Annotated in this window: 17 protein-coding genes; 15 read left to right on the top strand and 2 right to left on the bottom strand. The window is 66.8% G+C overall.

Going from position 1 to position 16,393, the window contains the following annotated elements; all coding sequences use genetic code 11:
- Positions 1 to 25 precede the first annotated feature (25 nt).
- A complete protein-coding gene (locus tag Pla108_RS11625) occupies positions 26 to 640 on the bottom strand; it encodes a non-canonical purine NTP pyrophosphatase (RefSeq protein ID WP_146445134.1) in 615 nt (204 codons plus the stop codon).
- Between the two features lie 205 nt (positions 641 to 845).
- A complete protein-coding gene (locus tag Pla108_RS11620) occupies positions 846 to 2,093 on the bottom strand; it encodes a hypothetical protein (RefSeq protein WP_146445133.1) in 1,248 nt (415 codons plus the stop codon).
- Between the two features lie 326 nt (positions 2,094 to 2,419).
- Here Pla108_RS11620 and sppA point away from each other — a divergent pair, with 326 nt between their 5' ends.
- The 15 genes from sppA to Pla108_RS21630 all read left to right on the top strand — a co-directional run.
- Positions 2,420 to 4,378: a signal peptide peptidase SppA gene (gene sppA, locus Pla108_RS11615; protein ID WP_146445132.1), complete on the top strand. Its 1,959-nt coding sequence runs from the start codon at positions 2,420 to 2,422 to the stop codon at positions 4,376 to 4,378.
- Between the two features lie 38 nt (positions 4,379 to 4,416).
- Positions 4,417 to 4,695, top strand: a complete 279-nt coding sequence (locus Pla108_RS11610) for a hypothetical protein (RefSeq protein ID WP_146445131.1) — start codon at positions 4,417 to 4,419, stop codon at positions 4,693 to 4,695.
- Complete coding sequence (locus Pla108_RS11605) at positions 4,692 to 5,027, top strand: type II toxin-antitoxin system RelE/ParE family toxin (protein WP_146445130.1); 336 nt, start codon at positions 4,692 to 4,694, stop codon at positions 5,025 to 5,027. Before Pla108_RS11610 ends, Pla108_RS11605 begins: the two co-directional genes overlap by 4 nt.
- A 63-nt stretch (positions 5,028 to 5,090) precedes the next feature.
- Positions 5,091 to 5,345, top strand: a complete 255-nt coding sequence (locus tag Pla108_RS11600; protein ID WP_146445129.1) for a hypothetical protein — start codon at positions 5,091 to 5,093, stop codon at positions 5,343 to 5,345.
- Positions 5,346 to 5,463: 118 nt separating this feature from the next.
- Complete coding sequence (locus Pla108_RS11595; protein ID WP_197526503.1) at positions 5,464 to 6,780, top strand: adenylosuccinate synthase; 1,317 nt, start codon at positions 5,464 to 5,466, stop codon at positions 6,778 to 6,780.
- A 134-nt stretch (positions 6,781 to 6,914) separates the two neighbouring features.
- Positions 6,915 to 7,676 carry an isoprenyl transferase gene (locus Pla108_RS11590; protein ID WP_146445128.1) on the top strand — a complete coding sequence of 254 codons (762 nt, stop codon included), beginning with the start codon at positions 6,915 to 6,917 and terminating at the stop codon, positions 7,674 to 7,676.
- 43 nt (positions 7,677 to 7,719) lie between these two features.
- On the top strand, positions 7,720 to 8,649 hold the full coding sequence (locus tag Pla108_RS11585) for a phosphatidate cytidylyltransferase (protein ID WP_231934446.1): 930 nt from the start codon (positions 7,720 to 7,722) through the stop codon (positions 8,647 to 8,649).
- 199 nt (positions 8,650 to 8,848) lie between these two features.
- Positions 8,849 to 9,790 (top strand): PhoH family protein, encoded by a 942-nt coding sequence (locus Pla108_RS11580; RefSeq protein ID WP_146445126.1) that lies wholly within the window; start codon positions 8,849 to 8,851, stop codon positions 9,788 to 9,790.
- Positions 9,791 to 9,857: 67 nt separating this feature from the next.
- On the top strand, positions 9,858 to 12,122 hold the full coding sequence (locus tag Pla108_RS11575) for an HD family phosphohydrolase (RefSeq protein ID WP_146445125.1): 2,265 nt from the start codon (positions 9,858 to 9,860) through the stop codon (positions 12,120 to 12,122).
- Between the two features lie 61 nt (positions 12,123 to 12,183).
- Positions 12,184 to 12,651 carry an rRNA maturation RNase YbeY gene (gene ybeY, locus Pla108_RS11570; protein ID WP_146445124.1) on the top strand — a complete coding sequence of 156 codons (468 nt, stop codon included), beginning with the start codon at positions 12,184 to 12,186 and terminating at the stop codon, positions 12,649 to 12,651.
- Positions 12,648 to 13,931, top strand: a complete 1,284-nt coding sequence (locus tag Pla108_RS11565; RefSeq protein WP_146445123.1) for a hemolysin family protein — start codon at positions 12,648 to 12,650, stop codon at positions 13,929 to 13,931. The genes ybeY and Pla108_RS11565 overlap by 4 nt, the downstream gene beginning before the upstream one ends.
- Positions 13,932 to 14,028: 97 nt before the next feature.
- Positions 14,029 to 14,973, top strand: coding sequence for a histone deacetylase family protein (locus Pla108_RS11560; RefSeq protein WP_146445122.1), 945 nt, complete (start codon positions 14,029 to 14,031; stop codon positions 14,971 to 14,973).
- Positions 14,974 to 15,094: 121 nt separating this feature from the next.
- Positions 15,095 to 15,472, top strand: coding sequence for an IS5 family transposase (locus Pla108_RS11555; RefSeq protein ID WP_197526501.1), 378 nt, complete (start codon positions 15,095 to 15,097; stop codon positions 15,470 to 15,472).
- Entirely contained in the window at positions 15,379 to 15,945 is a 567-nt protein-coding gene (locus Pla108_RS11550) for an IS5 family transposase (protein ID WP_146445120.1), read from the top strand. Before Pla108_RS11555 ends, Pla108_RS11550 begins: the two co-directional genes overlap by 94 nt.
- 185 nt (positions 15,946 to 16,130) lie before the next feature.
- Positions 16,131 to 16,393, top strand: a 263-nt coding sequence (locus Pla108_RS21630; RefSeq protein ID WP_146445119.1) for a DUF503 family protein, incomplete at its 3' end; no start/stop codon positions are given.

The following is a 16,393-nucleotide window of genomic DNA, read 5'->3' as shown; positions in this document are numbered from 1 at the left end:
GCTGCCCGAGGCTAGCGCCTGCGGCTCAGGTTGTCGCCAGGAGCTTCAGGATCGGCGGCAGCATCGCCCGCATGGCGCGGCTGCGGTGGCTGATGGCGCGTTTTACCGCGGGGCCCATCTGGCCGAAGGTGCGGTGGTACTCACGGACCTCGAATAGCGGGTCGTAGCCGAAGCCCCCGGCGCCGTGCGCCTCGGCGAGGATCCGGCCGTGGCACTCGCCGCGGGTCTCGGCGCGGACTTCGCCAGTCGGGTCGGCGAGCACGAGCATCGCGACGTAGTGAGCGCCCCGCTTCTCGGGCGGCAGGCCGGCGAGCTTCTCGAGCACCAGGGCGTTGTTCGCGGCGTCGTCGCCGTGCTTGCCGGCGTAGTGGGCCGAGTAGACGCCCGGCGCGCCGCCGAGGGCGTCGATACAGACACCGCTGTCATCAGCGAGCACCCACTGGCCGAGCGCCCGTGCGTACTCGGTCGCCTTCTTGCGGGCGTTGTGCTCGAAGGTGTCGCCGTCCTCGTCGACCTCATGCGTGAGGTCCGGGAAGTCGGCGAGCGTTTTTACCGCGATGCCGTGCGGCGTGAGCAGGCCGACGAGTTCATCGCGCTTCTTGGCGTTCCGGGAACCGATAACCAGCGTGGGAAATGACATCGTCAACCGGCGGCTCCGACTGTGGGAGGCGTCTCCCGACGCCGATGACGGCATCGTAGCCTTCTCGGCCGGCGGCGCGTAATCGGGGTCAGGAGACCCCTCCCACAAATCCGGTCAGGAGACCCCTCCCAAAAGTCTGGTCAGGAGACCCTTTCTACAAATCGGGGTCAGGAGACCGCCCTCACCGCCCCAAAGCCACCACGAATTAACGACGCCAGGCGAAGCCGCTGCTGACGCTCCGTTTTGGGGCGTCGACGGCCTCCGGGTAGATGTCGAACGGGATCGGCCGGGGGGCCTGCCCCTTCTCGAACGTCACTTGGGCGTACTTCGGGTTCATGCCGGTCGCGACCTGACCGATCTCGCTGGTGAAGAGGTTGTTGAACTGCTGCTTCACCTGAGCGGCACGGGCCGACTCGACGGGGGCGTTGCGCTGTTTATCGAGCGGCGTCGAGGACGTGTTGTGGGCGGCGCCGAACGTGCGGACGATCTCGACCGCCTCGGCGAGCGGTTGCCCGTCGTCACTAAACACCTTGTCGAACGAGCCGACACTGACCCAGCTCTCGGTGCGGTCGTGGAACTCGTAAGCCTCCCAGCCCTTGCTGCGCATCTCCTCGCAGAGGAAGTGCGCGTTCTCGGCCGCTTCAACCAGCGGGTCGATTTCTTTGTCTTTGCGACGGCTCTTGCTGCTACGCGACTGGCTGGCGCCCACAAGCGTGCCGCGGCCGCGGAACGTGGCGACGCGGATCGTCTTGCGGCCCGGGATCGCTAGGGCCGTGTAGTCGAGGTCCTTGTTCATCTTCTCAAGGAACTTGTCGACCCCCTTGGGGGCGAAGAACTCGTCCGGCAGGAGCGGGTTGCGTGTCATGAAGGCGGACCGCATCGGGCCGTCGCCTTCGTCCTTGGCGGTCATCATCGCGGTCATCGCCCGGTAGTTGGCCAGGTTTTGCCGCGTCTGCCCCTCGGCGTCGATCGCGAGCGCCTGGGGCTTTACGCTTTTGACCGTCAGCAGGTCGCGCGAGGCGATCGTGTCGTCGACCGACGGGTAGTCGCCCACCAGCACGGCCCACTCGCGGCGTTCGTCACCCGAGCGATAACGCATCTTCACGGGGGCGCCGTAGCGATCAACGCCACGGCCGACCGGCTCGTCGCCGGCCAGGTCGAAGTTCATCTCATGGACATAGGCGGGCAGGCGGAGCGTCTGGGTCAGCTCGGCGCAGAGCTGGCGGGCCTGCGCCTCGGCGCCTTCGCCGGAGAAGGTCGTCGCCAGGATCAGCCACGGGCCCGATTCCTCCGTCAGCTTGTAGCGAAGCGGCTCCTGGGCCGACGCCTGCCGCACCGGGGCGGCCGCGGGCTCGGCCTGAGGCTTCGAGCGGAACGGGTTCCAGAACTGAGCGCCCGCCGGCGTGGCGAGAGCGACAGCCATCAGGAGGGCGAGTGATCGGGCGAGGGCCATGGGCGGACTCCGTTCCGCGGGGAGGTCGGGGGCTCGAACGAGGAGCGGCCGGACCGTAGCAGGGGCTCGCGGGGCGGGCCAGAGAGAATTGCCACCGGCTTGGGACTTCGCCTCAAGCCCCCCATGCCGGCGGACCGACGGCTCCTCGCCACGCGGGGGGCCTGGCACGCCGAAGCTCCCCGTCGCGCCGCAGCGGGGTAAGATGGTCAAGTCGGGGATTTTGCCAAGATCGGCCCCACCCCGGCGAATCGCTCCAACCCCTACAAGCCGTCCGCGGCGTCCTGAGGGCGTCGCGGTCAGTTCTCCCTCAAATAACGATCTCTGCCATGAGCCCTCGATTCTCGCTACCGGTTTGGTTGTTGGTCGCGGCCCTGTCGCTCGCCCCGACGCGGGCGTGGTCCCAGGAAGAGGGGGGCGCCACCACGGCCCCCACCGCCAATGAAGCCACGGAGACGTCGGACGACAAAGCGACCGACGACGACCGCTCCAAAGAACCAGACACGGACAAAACGAAGGCGGAAGAAGCCGAGAAGGAACTGAGCCCCGCCCAGAAACGCGCCGCCGACCGCGCCAAGCGGCGGGCCGAGGAAGCCGAGAAGGTCCGTTACGCCTGGTTCAAGCTCGACGGCGCCTTGCCCGAGTCGCCCGGCGCCGCGGGGCCGTTCGGCGACCTGTCGGTCGATCTCCGCAAGCAGATCGCCCGCATCGACGCGGCCGCTGCAGACGACAAGATCCAGGGCCTCGTCCTGCGGATCGACAGCCCCACGCTTGGCAGCGGCCAACGCAACGAGGTGCGGCAGGCGATCGCCCGGTTCCGCGCTAAGGGCAAGCATGCGGTCGCGGTGCTCGAGGCGGCCGAGGCCGCTGGCTATCTGGTCGCCTGCGCGTGCGACGAGATCGTCATGCCCGAGTCGGGCTTTCTGCTGCTGCCGGGCGTCCGGGCCGAGCCGATGTTCTACAAGGGCCTCTTGGCGAAGGCCGGCGTGAAGGCGGACTTCATCCATGTCGGCGACGCCAAGGGCGCCGCCGAGCCTTACACCCGCCGCGAGTGGAGCGAGCCGGTCAAGGCGAACATCACGTCGCTCATCGACGATATGTACGAGCAGATGGTCGACACCATCGCGATGGACCGCCCGATGAAGCGTGGCGCCGTTGTCGCGGCGATCGACCGCGGGCTGCTGACCGCAACGCAGGCGCTCGAGGCGGGTCTCGTCGATCGCCTCGCCTACGAAGGCGACCTCCGCGACGCCCTCAAGAAGCGGCATGACACCGACACGCTCGCCTTCGTCGAGAACTACGGCAAACAGAAGGTCGACACCGACTTCAGCGGCCCGGCCGGTTTCTTCAAGCTGATGGGGATGATCGCCTCGGGCGGAAAGAAATCGTCCGGCCGGGGAGACAAGATCGCCGTCGTCTACGCCGTCGGTCCGATCGCCACCGGCGAGAGCAAGGGCGACCTGTTCGGCAGCGCCAACTCGATCGGCTCGACGACGATGATCAAGGCGCTCCGCGACGCGGCCGACGATGACCGTGTCAAGGCGATCGTCCTGCGGGTCGATAGCCCCGGCGGATCGGCGGTCGCCAGCGACCTGATCTGGAGCCAGATCCAACGGATCGAGAAGCCGGTCGTCGCCAGCATGGGGAACGTCGCCGCGAGCGGCGGCTACTACATCTCGATGGGCTGTGACCATGTGTTTGCCGAGCCGGCGACGGTGACCGGTTCGATCGGCGTCGTCGGCGGCAAGATGGCGGTCGGCGGACTCCTCGAAAAGCTCGGCGTGACGACCGACCTGATCGCCCGCGGCAAGAACAGCGGCCTGTTCAGCGTGAACGAGAAGTTCACCGAGTCGGAGCGTGACGTGCTGCAGTCGCTGATGGACGACACCTACGAGCAGTTCACGGCCAAGGCGGCCAAGGGCCGCGGCCTGTCGCAAGACCGCATCAAGGAGCTCGGCGGCGGCCGTGTCTACACGGGCCGCCAGGCCGAGCGGCTCGAGCTCATCGACGAATTGGGCGACCTCCGTTCGGCGGTCTCCAAAGCGAAGTCGCTCGCCGGCCTCGCCGAGGACGACGAGGTGACGATCGACACCTACCCCGAGGCGGAAGACTTCTTCGAGTCGCTCTTCGGCGACAACGACGAACAACGCGAAGTCCGCGTGCGCCTCGACCTCGGGGGCGTGCTCCCCGAGCTCGAAGAAGCGGTGCGCCGCACCGGCTGGGTGCGTCAGCTGTTTGCGAAGGAGCCGATCGGGCTTGTGATGCCTTACGACCTGCGGATCGAGTAGAATCGGGGGAGCGGTTAAAGCCTCAGGAGGATAACGCGATGAATTTGACGATCCAGATTCCTGATCTTGAGATGGATAGATTGACCTTAGTCGCTAAGGAATATGGTTACGATGACGTCCGCGAGTACATCAAGGACTGTGTCGTCGGGCTGATCCATGCTGATACGGACGAGTCGGCTAGCCTCACCGACGAGGAGCTCCGCGAAAGCGCCGCTCGCTGTGATGAGGGAATGGCAGACGTTCTTGCTGGTCGAGTCATGTCCGTCGAGCAAGCCCGTCAACGATTGCATGCCCGCCTGGGAAGGCTGCGGGCATGATTCGGTATCGCATCGAGATCTCTGACCGAGCGATGAAAGATATCGAAGACTACGTCGGCTATATCCAAAGGCAGTCAGGGTCGATCGAGATCGGACTACGCTGGGGCGAATCGGTGCTTAAGGCAATCGAAGCCCTCCAGACGACGCCGACAAAGTTTCAGATTGCCGCCGAACAAGTCTATTGCGACTATGAGGTTCGTCGGGTCCTCATCGGGAAGTACCTCGCGCTCTACCATGTCGATGAGACCGCCCTCATCGTGAAGGTCCTCAGCTTCCGCCACGGCGCGAGGCTTCCGCAGCCCGAGGACCTGCCCAACGAACCTCCCAATTGATTAACCGCTATCGCGAAAAATAGATAAACCATCGCACCACGCTTCTACTGCTAGGAGTCGGCTATGGGGGACCCACCGTTCGTTCAAGCGATCAGCCTCTTCCTCGGCATCTTGATCCTCGCGGCAGTGGCGATCGCCTACGTCTACAGCATCGTCTGGGCGTACCGAGATGCGTTGGCCCGGCAGAAACCCGCTCTTCTCGTCGCCTTAGTCGTGGCGTTGCTTCCGAGTTGGCCCCTGGGGCTGATCCTCTGGTGCCTCTTCCGGCCGCCGCACCAGGGCCTTATCCGGCCAAGGCCTCGGTATCAGACCGAGTGACCACCGGACCCGGTGAGCCGCCGCGGTGGCTCCGGCTGGTTGACGCGGGGTCGTCGGGGGTCGAAACTACCAGGCTGGTTTTCGCCCTCCCCCGCCCGCTGTTTTGAGAGAGTCCCCCGTGCCCGGCACTTGCGTTATTGGTCTGCAATGGGGTGACGAGGCGAAGGGGAAGCTGGTCGACCTGCTCACCCCCCGGCACGACTTCGTCGTCCGCTATCAGGGGGGCGCCAACGCCGGCCACACCGTCGTCGTCGGCGGCGAGGTCTACAAGCTGTCGCTCCTCCCCAGCGGCGTGCTCACCGAGGGGGTGACGAGCGTCATCACCGGCGGCGTCGTCATCAACCCCGCCAAGGCGATCGAAGAGCTCGATGAGCTCGCCGGCCGCGACGTGCGGGGCCTTGAGAAGAACCTCAAGATCAGCGACCGCGCCCACGTCATCATGCCGTGGCACTTCGCCGAGGACCGCGCGCTCGACGCCAACACGACCGACGGCGAGAACATCGGCACCACGCAGCGCGGCATCGGCCCCTGCTACCGCGACAAGGTCGCCCGCTCGCACGCAATCCGCATCGGCGACCTCTACCGCGACGAGCTCCGCCAGCACATCGAACACATCGTCGCGGCGAAGACGCCCGTCATCGCGGCCATGTCGGGCGGCGCGTCGCCGGAGCTCGATCCGCAGGCGATCTACGACGAGTACAAGGCGTACGCCGAGCGGCTGCGGCCACACGTGTGCGACACCAACGAACTGTTGCTCACCGCGGCCGAGGCGGGCAAGCGGATCCTCTTCGAGGGCGCGCAAGGCGCGCTGCTCGACGTGGACCACGGCACCTTCCCGTTCGTCACCAGCAGCAACTCCAGCGGCGTCGGCATCTCGAACGGCTCGGGCCTGCCGGCTCGCTACATCAACCACACCCTCGGCGTCGTGAAGGCGTACTCGACGCGCGTCGGCGGCGGGCCCTTCCCCACCGAGCAAGACAACGCCGACGGCCAGAAGCTGCGTGACCAAGGCAACGAGTACGGCACCGTCACCAAGCGCCCCCGACGCTGCGGCTGGCTCGACGCGGTGGCGGTCCGCTACACGGCCCGCCTCGGCGGCGTCGACGCCATCGCCGTCATGCTGCTCGACGTGCTCAGCGGTTTCGAAGAGTTGAAGATCTGCAACGCCTACGAGCTCGACGGCAAGACGACGCAGGTCTTCCCGAGCCACGTCGATGACATCCGTCGGGTGAAGCCGGTCTACGAATCGCTCCCCGGCTGGAGCGAGGACCTGACCGGCGTCCGCTCGATGGACGACCTGCCCGCCAACGCCTTGGCTTATCTGGAACGCGTCAGCGAATTGGTCGGCCGACCCGTGTCGATCGTTTCGGTCGGACCGGGACGCGAACAGACGATCCTGGCCGGCAAGCCGGAGCTGTTGGCGACGGGGGCGTAGGGAACCCTCACAAGAGAACCAACACCTGTGGGAGGCGTCTCCAGACGCCGATTTCGCGCTGCAATCCGAAACGGACTGGATACCGCAATCGGCGTCTGGAGACGCCTCCCACAATCGATCGTTTCTCCCGCCCGATGTCCGCCGAAACCGCCGCCGATCTGCCCGAGCCGCTTGCGGACGTGCCGGCGGAGCGCTGGCCACGGCACATCGCCATCATCATGGATGGCAACGGCCGCTGGGCCGAGCGGCAGGGCCTGGCGCGGGTCGCCGGCCACGACCGGGGGGGCCACGTCGTGCGGGCGATCACCCGCGAGTGCGCCCGCCTCGCCCCGATCGAGCACCTGACGCTCTACTGCCTGTCGAGCGAGAACTGGAAGCGTCCCGCCGAAGAGCTGGCGTTCCTCATGCAGCTGCTCGAGGCGTACCTCGTCAACGAGCGGCCCATCATGATGGAGGACAACGTCCGCGTCCGCATGATCGGCCGTCGCGAGGGGATCCCCGACCGCGTGCTGGACGAGCTCGACAAAACGGTCTCGATGAGCGCCGGCAACGACGGATTACAACTCAATCTGGCGATCAATTACGGCGGCCGCGGCGAGCTCGTCGATTCTGCCCGGTCGCTCGCCTACCAAGTCATGGCGGGGCAGATCGACCCGGCCGACATCGACGAGCAAGCGATCGGCAAGCACCTCTACACCGAGGGGCGGCCCGACCCCGACCTCTTGATCCGCACCGCGGGCGAGATGCGGATCAGCAACTTTCTCCTCTGGCAGATTAGCTACGCTGAGATCTGGGTAACCGACCGAGCGTGGCCCGAGTTTGACGAAGCGACGCTCCACGAAGCGATCCTTGACTATGCTGGTCGAGAACGACGCTTCGGCGGGCTCAACCGCTAAGTCGCCGCGGCTTGCCCTCCCACCCCCCACCGCAATACGCCCTGTGCTTGTCTGGCGACTCATCCTCGGCGTGCTGCTGGTCGCGCTGTTGGCGGGCCTCGCATGGGCCGACTTCGGTTCGGCGCGGCCCGGGCTGATGATGTCGCCACTGGCGATCGCCGGGGCGTTCCTCTCGGCAGGTGAGTTGGTTCGACTCTTCGAGAACAACCACCAAACACCGGCGCCGTCGCGCTACCTGGTGGTCCCGGGCGCGGTGGCCACGGTGTTGGCGAGCCTCGCGCCGTCGTTCTGGCCGTTCGGCGAGATGCCCGGCGCGGCGCTCACCGGCCGCGTCGGCTGGGTCGCGATCGGGCTAGCGGCGTCATGCTTTGTCGTCTTCTGCGCCGAGATGCGCCGCTACCGCGAGCCGGGGTCGGCGACCACCCGTCTGGCGCTCGCCATCTTTGGCATCGCCTACGCCGGCGGGCTGATGGGTTTCGTCGCCCAGCTCCGTCTGCTCGCCGGGGGGCCGTGGGGACAAGACGGCCGGTGGGGGATGCTCGCGCTGCTGTCGCTGATCGTCGTCGTGAAGTCGAACGACATCGGCGCCTACTTCACCGGCCGGATGTGGGGCCGGACCAAGTTGGCGCCGGTGCTCAGCCCCGGCAAGACGTGGGAGGGCGCCGCCGGTGGTTTCGCCCTCTCGACGGTGGCGACGATGGCGACGCTCGGCCCGCTGGCGGACCTCCTGGGGTGCGACAGCCACCGCACGCCGGCCGCTTGGCTCGGCGGGTGTCTGTCGTACGCGGCGCTCGTCGGCGCGGCGGGGGTCGCGGGGGACTTGGCGGTTTCGCTCCTCAAACGCGACGCCCAGCTGAAGAACTCGAGCACTTGGATGCCCGGCTTTGGGGGGGTGCTCGATCTGCTCGACTCGATCCTGTTCGCCGCCCCGGTGGCGTTCCTGATGTGGATAACCCGCTGCGTGGGCCCCTAATCAAGGGGGTTCGGGCGCCCTGCCGCCGGCAATTCCGGCATAAACGGCGACGGCGCCAACCTTTGCGACGCCCGGTCCGCCCTCCGCTGGGCAGTAACCCGGCGTGTTGGGTATAGTTACAGCGGCTCGGCAGGCCGTACGCCGCATGGTTCGGCGACCTCCTCCCCAGCCGTTTTCACCGGATGGCCATACTCGCCGGATGATCGAAGCGACAATCCCCGTTGGCGGCCCGGAAGAGACCGTCCTCTTGTTCGGCGTAGGTGACGAGCACCTCAAAAAGGTCCGCCAACGCATCCCCGCAAAGATCGCCACCCGCAACGGGCGGGTCCATCTGTCGGGCGACGAGCAGGCCGTTATGCATGCGACCGCCATCTTCGAGCGGCTGAAGGCCGCGGTCAGCCGCCAGGGCGCGCTCACCACCGAACAAGTCGATCAGATTCTCGCCGAGGTGACGGGCGAACGCCCCGCGACTCGCGGCGTCGAGGTGGTCATCCAGCAGCCGGGCGTGACAATTCGGCCCCGTACCGAGGGGCAGATCAACTACCTGCGGGCGATCCGAGAGCACGACTGTGTCTTCTGTGTCGGACCCGCGGGAACCGGCAAGACCTACCTGGCGGTCGCCGCCGCGGTTGAGGCGCTCCGCAACAAGCAGATCCGCAAGATCGTGCTCGTGCGGCCCGCCGTCGAGGCGGGAGAAAGCCTCGGTTTCCTCCCCGGCGACCTCCAAGCGAAGATCCACCCCTACCTCCGCCCGCTGCTCGACGCGCTGGGCGAGATGATGGATTACGACCAGCTCAAGCGCTACACCAGCGAGGACATCATCGAGGTGGCGCCGCTCGCTTACATGCGGGGCCGGACGCTCAACAACGCGTTCATTATCATGGACGAGGGGCAGAACACCACCATCCCGCAGATGAAGATGTTCCTGACCCGGATGGGAGCGAGCTCCAAGGTGGTCGTGACCGGCGACGCCACGCAGGTCGACCTGCCGCCCCACACCCAGAGTGGCCTCGCCGATGCGGTGAAGCGGCTGGAGGGCATCGAGGAGATCGCCTGCGTTCAACTGGACGACCGAGACATCGTGCGTCACCGCTTGGTGAGCCTCATCGTCAACGCCTACGAGAAGGGGGAGAAGCGATAACGCGGCGGCGTGACGCCGGGCGGCCCCAAGAGCCGCCGCCGTCGCTCGCAATGGTTTCGCCCGACCGATGGCCAGCCCCCCGTCAAAGCGCACTCGCAGCCAACGCGTTGCGACCGTCGAACTGCCCCCGGGCAGGTTCTCGACGCTGCTCGGGCAGCTGCGCCGTGGCGTGGTGGTGCTCCGCCTGGCGATCGCTGCGCTCGCCGCGGCGTTGTTGATGGTGATGATGCAAGGGTGGCAGCCGCCGCGCGACTTCGCCCCCACGCAGATCCCGTCGCGTGACCTGACCGCCCGCGTCGAGTTCAAGCAACCCGACGAGCGCGCCACGCGCGAGGCCCGCAGCCGGGCCCGCCGCTTCGCCGAGGCGGTCTACGACAACGACCCCGCGCCGTTGACCCAGCTCGTGGCCCAGGTGCGCAACGAAGTGCTCCAGCTGGCCGCGGCGGAGTCGCTCGAGACGGTCGACATGGCGGTCTGGTCGCCGTACCTGCCCACGCTCGCCGAGGGGACGCCCGAACCGACCGACGAAGAGAAGCGGACCGAGTTCGAACGGTTCCGCACCGCCCTGGCCACCGAAGAGTCCCGCGACTTGTTCGGCGCCGCGCTCGAGAAAGCGATCGGGCCGATCGCCGACCGTGGCATCCTTGAACAGCAGCCGGTGGACGCCAACGCCGAGCAGATCCTCGTCCAAAGAGCGGGCGCCGAGGGGGTGCAGCGCGACCTCGCGGTGCGCGACGCCCTCATCGACAACGTCCGCAACGACCTCGACCAATCGCTCCGCCGGCTGATGCCGACGCTTGACGTGGCGCGACACGTCTTCGCCCGCTTGCGGCTCGACCTGCCGGTCACGCTGAAGATCAACGAGAACGCCACCCGCGTGCAGTCCGACCGCAAAGCGGAAGAGGTCGCCGACGTGTTCCGCGTCTATCAGCCGGGCGACCGCTTGGCCGAAGCGGGCGAGCCGCTCACCGACGCCCGCGTCGCGCTGCTCGAACTTGACTACCAGCAGATGCTGAGCGACCTCTCGACGGGGGAACGGATCCGCCGGGCGATCTCGGTCTTCTGGGTCTACGCGGCGATGCTCGCCCTGTGTGGCCTCGGCCTCTACCGGACCGATCGTGAGGCGGTCGCCGAACTGTCGCGCTACGCCACGCTGTTGATCGCCTTTCTGCTCGCCTGCGCCGGGATGCTCGGAACGCTGTTGGCGGCGGGTTCGGCTTGGCGACTCGAGATGATCCCGCTGCTGCTGCTTGGGATGACCATCGCGGTCGCGTACCGGCACCAGTCGGCGTTGCTCGTCACTGCGACCGCGGGTCTGGTCGCGGCGATCGGGCTTGGCTGGTCCGTCGGCGAGACCATCGTCGCGGTGGCGCCGGCCGCGGCTTCGATCGCGTTGCTCGACTCGGTGCGGCACCGCAGCAAACTACTGGTCGTCGGCTTCTGGGCCGGTGTCGTGGCGATCATCACGACGCTCGCCGTCGGCTCCATCGAGAGCCAGCCGCTGTGGCCCACGCTCAAGCTGGCCGTGGCGACCGGGCTGTGGCCGGTGATCGCCGGTTCGTTGCTGACGGTCTCGCTGCCGTTGGTTGAGAGGATCTTCAACGTCCAGACCGACCTGTCGCTGATCGAGTTGGGCGACCCCGCCCACCCGCTCCTGCAAGAGCTCGTCCGCCGCGCGCCGGGCACCTATAACCACTCGATCACGGTCGCCTCGATCGCCGAAGCGGCCGCCGAGTCGATCGGGGCCCGCGGCCTGTTGGTGCGCGTGGGGGCCTACTTCCACGACATCGGCAAGATGCTGAAGCCGGGGTACTTCATCGAGAACCAGAGCCGAGGCGTTAATCAACACGACACCCTCGTGCCGGCGATGAGCACGCTGGTGATCATCGCCCACGTCAAAGACGGCTCCGACTTGGCTCGCCAAAACAAGCTGCCGCAGTGCATCATCGATTTCATCGAACAGCACCACGGCACGACGCTCGTCGAGTACTTCTACCGCCAAGCGCAGAAGAAGAGCCTCGATCAGGACGACGACGCCAAGGTCGACGAGAGCCGTTTCCGCTACCCCGGCCCGAAGCCGCAGACCAAGGAGGCCGCCGTTCTGATGATGGCCGACGCGGTCGAGAGCGCCAGCCGCGCGCTGGTCGAACCGACCCCTTCGCGGATCGAGAACCTCGTCGAGGAACTGACCCGCAAGCGGCTCGACGACGGCCAGTTCGACGAGTGCGGCGTCACGCTTCAAGAGCTTCACACCATCGGCGAAAGCTTGATAAAGTCGCTAACCGCAGTGTACCACGGACGCGTCAAATACCCCGATCAGGAGACCGCTTAGAAAGGCAGGTTGTCTGGACAGGCCGTCACGGCCCTCCAAAACTGACGCCCTCACCCCCCCGATGAACATCGAAATTGCGAATCAGCAGTCGGCCCTCGCGGTCGACGAGGATCGAATACGCCGGGTCGCCACGGCCATCCTGGGCGACGCCGGCTATCACGAGGGGGACCTCAGCGTCGCCGTCGTCGATGACCCGACGATCCACGAACTGAACGTCCGGCACCTGGCCCACGATTACCCGACCGACGTGCTCAGCTTCGCCCTGACGGACGAGCCGCCGCGGCTGGAAGGCGAGGTGATCGTCAGCGCCGACACCGCGATCGAGAACGCCGCCGACTACGGCTGGCCGCCCGAGAACGAGTTGTTGCTCTACGTCGTCCACGGCGTTCTGCACCTGGCCGGCCACCGCGACAAGGCGGACGACGAGGTCGCCGCGATGCGGGCCGCCGAAACGCAGTACCTGCGTCTGGCGGGCGTCGAACCTCCCGCCACGCCGACGACCGCCGCCCCGGAGGTGGCGCCCCGGTGAGCCAATCGACCCTCTTCTGGACCGCCGCCGCATCGCTCGTCGCGACCAGCCTGACCGCGATCAGCTCCCGCGCGCTGCGTGAGTTCTCCCGCACCGACCTCCAAGAGATCTGCCGTCGGCGCGACCGGCTCGACCGCTTCGGCGAGATCCTCCGGCAGCACGAGACAACCGCCCTCGGGATCGACCTTCTCGGGGCGTTCGCGGTGGCGTTGTTCGCCATCGCGACGTTCGCCTGGACGCTGGGGCGTTACGACCAGGAACTGGCGCTGTTCGCCGTCGCCGCGGTGGTGGGGCTGACGCTCGCGATGCTCCGTGTCGCGGCGGCGTGGGCGTTCAGCCGCGTCTTCGCCGAGCCGTTTCTGTTTCACACCTGGCCCGTGTGGCGAGCGATGGGATCGCTCTCGGCCCCGCTGCGCGCCGCGGTCCGACTGCTCGACGCCATCCTCCACCGCCTCGCCGGCCGCGACCCGTCGGTCCCCGACGAGGAGACCATCGGCGAAGAGATCCGCACCATCGTCACCGAGGGGCACCGCGAGGGACTCCTCGAAGAGGACGCCCGCGAGATGATCGAAGGGGTGATCGAACTCGGCGACGCCGACGTCTCGGAGATCATGACCCCCCGCACCGAGATGCACATGGTGCACGTCGATCAGACTTGGGACGGTTTGCTCGCCGACGTCATCCGCATGGGACACACCCGGATCCCCGCCTACGAAGACTCGCGCGACGACATCGTGGGCGTGATCTACGTCAAGGACCTGATCCCCGAGCTGGCGAAAGACGACCCGGCCAATCGCCGGACGGTCCGCGAGCTCGTCCGCAAACCGCTCTTCGTCCCCCAGACCAAGGCGGTCGACGACCTGCTCGAGATGTTCCAGCAGGAAAGGACCCACATCGCGCTGGTGCTCGACGAGTATGGCGGCGTGGCGGGCCTCGTGACCATCGAGGACGTCCTTGAAGAGATTGTCGGCGAGATCGTCGACGAGTACGACGACGAGGTCGAGGACGAGATCCGCTCGGTCGGCGACGGGGTCTGCGAGGCGATCGGCCGGACGCACGTCGACGAGATCAACTCGCGTCTCGGGCTCGAGCTGCCCGAAGACGGCGACTTCGACACGATCGGCGGCTTTGTCTTCTCGCAATTGGGCCGCGTCCCCAGGCAGGGGGAAGAGGTCGTGCACAACGGTTCGGTCCGGGTCACCGTGTTGGAAGTCAGCGAGCGCCGCGTGGAACGGGTCCTCGTCGAGCGGATCGAAACCGCCACGGCCGAGAGCGCCTGAGGTGAAGGGCCGCGTTGGACGCCGGTTGGGCTGAGAGCCGATCCGGGGCCGACGCCCCCCACGGACTCAGGCCTCGAACCAGCCGCCCCGCCCCGCCATGCTCTTCGCTTACTACAGCGACCACGTCGCGTTGCCGCTGCCGGAGAAGCACGCCTTCCCACGGAACAAGTACGCGCTGACGCGGCAGCGGGTCACGGCGTTCGCTGCGGAGCTGTCGATCGAACTCCGCCCCGCGCCGCCGGCCACCGACGCCGAATTGCTCCGGGTCCACACCGCCGAGTACGTCCGCCGCGTCCGTTCGGGAACGCTGACCGAAGTCGAGCAGCGTGAGATCGGCTTTCCTTGGTCGGAAGGGTTTGTGCAACGGTCGCTCCATTCCAACGGGGCGACGCTTGCGGCGGGGCGGGCCGTGTTCGCCGAGCGCGACGCCGGCCGCGACGCGTGGGGCTGCCACCTCGCGGGGGGGACGCACCACGCCTTCCCCGACCGGGGGCAAGGGTTCTGTGTCTTCAACGACATGGCGGTCGCGGTTCGCAACCTCCGCGCCGAGGGCCGCTTCGAGCGCGCCCTCGTGCTCGACCTCGACGTCCACCAAGGGAACGGCACCGCCGCGATCTTCGCCGACGACCCGATGACGTTCACGGTGAGCCTCCACGGCGGCAAGAACTACCCCCGCCTGAAAGAAACGAGCGACCTCGACGTCCCCCTGCCGGACGCCTGCGAGGATGCGGAGTACCTGGGGCGTCTCGACGAGACTCTCGCCGAGACGTGGCGGCGGTTCGACCCCCAGGCGGTTTTCTACATCGCCGGCGCCGACCCCTACGAGCACGACCGCTACGGCCGCATGAAGCTCACGATGGCCGGCCTCCGAGAGCGTGACGAACGAGTCGCCGCCGCGTGCCGTGAGCGCGGCCTGCCGGTGGTCGCCGCGATGGGGGGTGGCTACGCCCGAGACGTCGACGCCGTCGCAGCGATCTACGCAACGACCGTCGAGGTGCTGGCGCGTTACGCGCCGCCAAGTGGTGCAAGGGTTTGCGACTAAAAATGAAGGTTAGCTTATTGCGTAACTACTAGGCTCTGTCTGAGAACTGATCTTGCGGTGTAGGGTAGCGATATCGCAAGCTGAGGTCGTACGTTTCGGTTCGACCATGGAGGGCTTAGCGATGGTGCGAGATCGATTGAGCGACGACGCGTGGGAGCAGATCGCGGACGTATTCCCTCCGCCGGCGGCGGTGGGCCGGAAGCGGAAGGACCCGCGCGACGTGGTGGACGGCATCCTCTACGTGCTCCGCACGGGCTGCCCGTGGCGGGACCTGCACGAGGAGTTCGGCCCGTGGCAGTCGGTCTACCACCACTTCAACAAGTGGGCCAGCGACGGCACACTCGATGAGGCGCTCGGTCGATTGGTAGCGGCGCACGTCGAAGTTGGTGAGATCGATGAAGACCTGTGGTGCGTCGATGGCCCGCACGTCCGCGCGGCGCGGTGCGCGGCGGGTGGCGGCAAAAAGGGGACCCCCAAGAGCCAGCTGAGCATGCGTTAGGCCGCTCTCGCGGCGGCTTCTCAACAAAGTTCCACCTCGTGTGCGATCGCCACGGCCACCCGCTGGGCGTGCGGCTCTCGCCGGGGCAGACGCACGAATCGCAAGAGCTTGAAGCGCTCTTAGAAGGGATCGACTGCGAGGATCACGATGGCGAACCCTTGGCTTATCCGGCGAGGTTGGCGGGAGACAAGGCGTACCGAGCCGACTGGATCGACGATTGGCTCTTGGAGAATGAGATCGAGCCGGTGATCCCCTCGAAGGCCAACGAAGACCGCGACGCGCGGCCCGTTGAGTTCGACCGTGAAGCCTACCGTGAACGCAACATTGTCGAGCGACTGATTGGCTGGCTCAAGGAGAGCCGTCGCGTTCTCACCCGCTTCGAGAAGACGGCCGTTAACTTCCTCGCCATGGTTAAATGGGCCTGTCTCAAACGCTACCTACGATTGATGACAGAATCGGGATTCTCAGACTGAGCCTAGCCAATTAGCCAATACTCGGTGATTTGCACGCGTTATAGAACGTGCCGGTGTAGGCTACACCGGGGGTACCTAGGAGGGAAATCTGCTTGGATAATTCACGGACAAGAATCAGTAAGCCGCTGCTCGCCTCGGGGGTGACCAGCATTGATTTTCTGTACCACCCGTTATGAAGGTACGGGTTGGGTAAGGTCGCTGCCCTGCTGGAGCGGAGGAGTCGCTTGAGGCGTAGCCGAAAGCGACTCCGGAGCGGGAGCGGGGCAGCGGTCCGCGAACTCGACCGGGGTGACGTACACCAGCGATCTGTGCGGCCGGTAGTGGTTGTACAACCCAACGAGACAAGACCCACAGCACCGATTGTCGTGAGGTGCATTACCGCTGGCATCCTTGGTTCGGCCAGCGAGTCGCGGTCGTGCAGGACTACGTCCGGGGCGGCCGACGGGTG

Origin of the sequence: Botrimarina colliarenosi, from assembly GCF_007859955.1 — a bacterium.
GTDB classification, from domain to species: domain Bacteria; phylum Planctomycetota; class Planctomycetia; order Pirellulales; family Lacipirellulaceae; genus Botrimarina; species Botrimarina colliarenosi.
This window is presented reverse-complemented; position numbering and strand designations above follow the sequence as displayed.

Bases quoted from the DNA above. Each gene is read 5' to 3' on its own strand.
- Pla108_RS11620 (WP_146445133.1), bottom strand. From the start codon at position 2,093: ATGGCCCTCGCCCGATCACTCGCCCTCCTGATGGCTGTCGCTCTCGCC.
- Pla108_RS11600 (WP_146445129.1), top strand. From the start codon at position 5,091: ATGGGGGACCCACCGTTCGTTCAAGCGATCAGCCTCTTCCTCGGCATC.
- Pla108_RS11575 (WP_146445125.1), top strand. From the start codon at position 9,858: ATGGCCAGCCCCCCGTCAAAGCGCACTCGCAGCCAACGCGTTGCGACC.
- Pla108_RS11625 (WP_146445134.1), bottom strand. From the start codon at position 640: ATGTCATTTCCCACGCTGGTTATCGGTTCCCGGAACGCCAAGAAGCGC.
- sppA (WP_146445132.1), top strand. From the start codon at position 2,420: ATGAGCCCTCGATTCTCGCTACCGGTTTGGTTGTTGGTCGCGGCCCTG.
- Pla108_RS11555 (WP_197526501.1), top strand. From the start codon at position 15,095: ATGGTGCGAGATCGATTGAGCGACGACGCGTGGGAGCAGATCGCGGAC.
- Pla108_RS11605 (WP_146445130.1), top strand. From the start codon at position 4,692: ATGATTCGGTATCGCATCGAGATCTCTGACCGAGCGATGAAAGATATC.
- ybeY (WP_146445124.1), top strand. From the start codon at position 12,184: ATGAACATCGAAATTGCGAATCAGCAGTCGGCCCTCGCGGTCGACGAG.
- Pla108_RS11610 (WP_146445131.1), top strand. From the start codon at position 4,417: ATGAATTTGACGATCCAGATTCCTGATCTTGAGATGGATAGATTGACC.
- Pla108_RS11560 (WP_146445122.1), top strand. From the start codon at position 14,029: ATGCTCTTCGCTTACTACAGCGACCACGTCGCGTTGCCGCTGCCGGAG.
- Pla108_RS11590 (WP_146445128.1), top strand. From the start codon at position 6,915: ATGTCCGCCGAAACCGCCGCCGATCTGCCCGAGCCGCTTGCGGACGTG.
- Pla108_RS11580 (WP_146445126.1), top strand. From the start codon at position 8,849: ATGATCGAAGCGACAATCCCCGTTGGCGGCCCGGAAGAGACCGTCCTC.